Raw genomic sequence first — 2,747 nt, 5'->3', positions numbered from 1 at the left:
AAGATGACGCTTGAAGACATCATTGAATTCCGTGATCGCCTCAATATTCCTTTGGCAGATTCGCAGCTCGATAAGTACATGCCTGCCTACTGCAAGCCAGCGCCTGATTCTGTCGAAGCTAAGTACCTCGAAGAACGTCGCGCCGCACTCGGTGGTTCTATTCCGCGCCGACGTTCAGTTTCTAAGCCACTTCCTCAACCACCTGATAGCACCTACGAATCCGTGCGCCGTGGCTCTGGACAACAAGAGATTGCTACAACGATGGCCTTTGTGCGAATGCTCAAAGATCTCGTTAAGGATGAAGGCATCGGAAAGCGCATCGTTCCGATCATTCCTGATGAGGCGCGCACCTTCGGTCTCGATTCACTCTTCCCATCACTGAAGATTTACTCACCTCACGGCCAGCAGTACACCGCCGTAGACCGCGAACTCATCCTCTCTTACAAAGAATCTACCTCTGGTCAAATTCTTCACGAAGGCATCAATGAAGCAGGATCGGTTGCATCATTTACTGCTGTTGGTTCTTCGTACTCAACACACGATGAACCAATGATCCCGATCTACATCTTCTATTCGATGTTTGGATTCCAGCGCACCGGAGATGCATTCTGGGCGGCATCGGATCAGCTGGTTCGCGGCTTTGTTCTTGGCGCAACTGCAGGACGCACCACCCTTAACGGTGAAGGGTTGCAACATGAAGATGGTCACTCTCATCTTCTGGCATCAACCAACCCTGCTGTCGTTTCATACGATCCAGCCTTTGGTTACGAACTCGGACATATCTTTAAAGATGGTCTCAAGCGTATGTATGGCCCAAATAGCGAGAACATTTACTACTACCTCACTGTCTATAACGAGCCATATATGCAACCTGCAGAACCAGATAATCTCGATGTTGATGGTCTCTTGCGTGGAATCTATCTATTGTCACCTGGAAAGAAGCAGCGCAAGAAAAATGCGCAAATTCTCGCCTCAGGCGTCGGAGTGAATTGGGCCCTTAAGGCGCAACAACTTCTCCAAGATGATTGGGGTATCTCTGCCTCTGTCTGGTCTGTGACTTCATGGAACGAACTTCGCCGTGATGGACTAGCAATCGATAGCCATAACTTGCTCCATCCAAATCAGAAGAAGAGCGCATATATAACTTCAAAGCTTGAGGGAAGTGATGGACCTGTCATCGCGGTCTCTGACTTTATGCGCGCCGTTCAAGATCAGATTGCTCCATGGGTTCCTAACCGATTTAAGTCACTTGGAACCGATGGTTTTGGATTATCTGATACTCGCGGTGCGCTCCGTCGTCACTTTAAAGTCGATGCTGAATCAATTGTTGTCGCTACCTTAGCTGAGCTCGCGCAATCTGGAGATATTAAAGAATCTCTAGTAAGTGAGGCAATTTCGAAGTATCGTATCGATGATGTCACAGCGGCAGATGCAGGAAATACTGAAGGATCAGGCTGATTAATCGAATTCCAGTAACAGATATCTCCCCCACAGTTTTCTTTGGGGGAGATTTTGTACCTGTCAAAGCAATCGCACATGAATTAATCTCAGTCTCTGCAACAATTTTCCGCGAAGGCCACGATGCCCTAGGCGCCGATGTAATTCTTTACTCTGCAGACGGCATCGAAATATCACGTCAGCAAATGCATCTTCTCTGGCAAGGTGGCGATCGATATGCAGCTGATATCAGTCTTCCTGCAGTAGGTGATTACACATTTGCAATTGAGAGTTATGACCATCCCTTAGCCACTTGGTTACATGATGCGCAGATCAAGATAAACGCTGGTGTCGAAGCAGAACTGATGTGTGACACTGGAGCTGCTTTGTTTAAAGAGCTCATCTCTGTCGATTCTGCTGCAAAGTCTGCCCTGAAGAAGGCGCTGGCAGCTTTAGAAGATAAGAAGTTGAGCGCACTCGAAAGATTTAGCTATGCATCTGAGAGCTCTGTTAGCGAATTTCTTGAAACCCATCCCATTCGACGCCTCTCTTCGCTGACAAGAAAGTACCCAATCCGCGCAGATTACTCGCGTGCACTGGTTGGCTCTTGGTATGAATTCTTCCCACGTAGCGAAGGTGCCATCCTTAATCGCGATAGCTCAGTTACCAGTGGAACATTTAAAACAGCAGGAAAACGAATACCAGCTATTGCTGCTATGGGATTCGATGTTCTATATCTGCCTCCTATTCATCCGATTGGTAATTCACACCGCAAAGGACGCAATAACTCTCTCACCCCAACAGAATCTGATCCCGGAGTTCCTTGGGCGATCGGAAATAAATCTGGCGGGCATATGTCTGTAAATCCTGAGCTCGGCACCATCGAAGATTTCGAAGATTTTCTCAAGGTTGCCAAAAAGAATGGAATCTCTGTTGCCCTCGACTTTGCACTGCAAGCATCACCAGATCATCCTTGGGTAGAAGAACACCCTGAGTTCTTTAGCCACCGCATCGATGGCACGATTGCATATGCTGAGAACCCACCAAAGAAGTACCAAGATATTTATCCTATTAACTTCGATAATGATTACCAAGGCATACTTGATGAATCAATAAAGACCTTACGTTTCTGGATTTCTAAGGGTGTCTCAATCTTCCGAGTTGATAATCCGCACACCAAGCCAGTTCATTTCTGGGCAGACCTTACAAAGATAATTCGAAATGAATCGCCGCAGGTTATCTTCTTAGCCGAGGCATTTACCAAGCCAGCCATGATGCATGCCCTCGGCATGGCGGGCTTCCACCAGTCT

2 protein-coding genes are annotated in these 2,747 nt (G+C 47.4%); both read left to right on the top strand.

Translation table 11 applies throughout. The features are described from left to right. A partial coding sequence (locus ACIQ0Q_RS09800) for a transketolase-like TK C-terminal-containing protein (protein WP_395772749.1) occupies positions 1–1,458 on the top strand: 1,458 nt, incomplete at its 5' end. Beyond that, a partial coding sequence (locus tag ACIQ0Q_RS09795) for a maltotransferase domain-containing protein (protein ID WP_395772750.1) occupies positions 1,449–2,747 on the top strand: 1,299 nt, incomplete at its 3' end. The genes ACIQ0Q_RS09800 and ACIQ0Q_RS09795, both read left to right, overlap by 10 nt.

Source organism: Arenimonas sp., from assembly GCF_044348765.1.
Taxonomy (GTDB): Bacteria; Pseudomonadota; Gammaproteobacteria; order Xanthomonadales; family Xanthomonadaceae; genus Arenimonas.
Note: the sequence above shows the minus strand (reverse complement) of the source record. Positions and strands in the feature narration are given on the sequence as shown.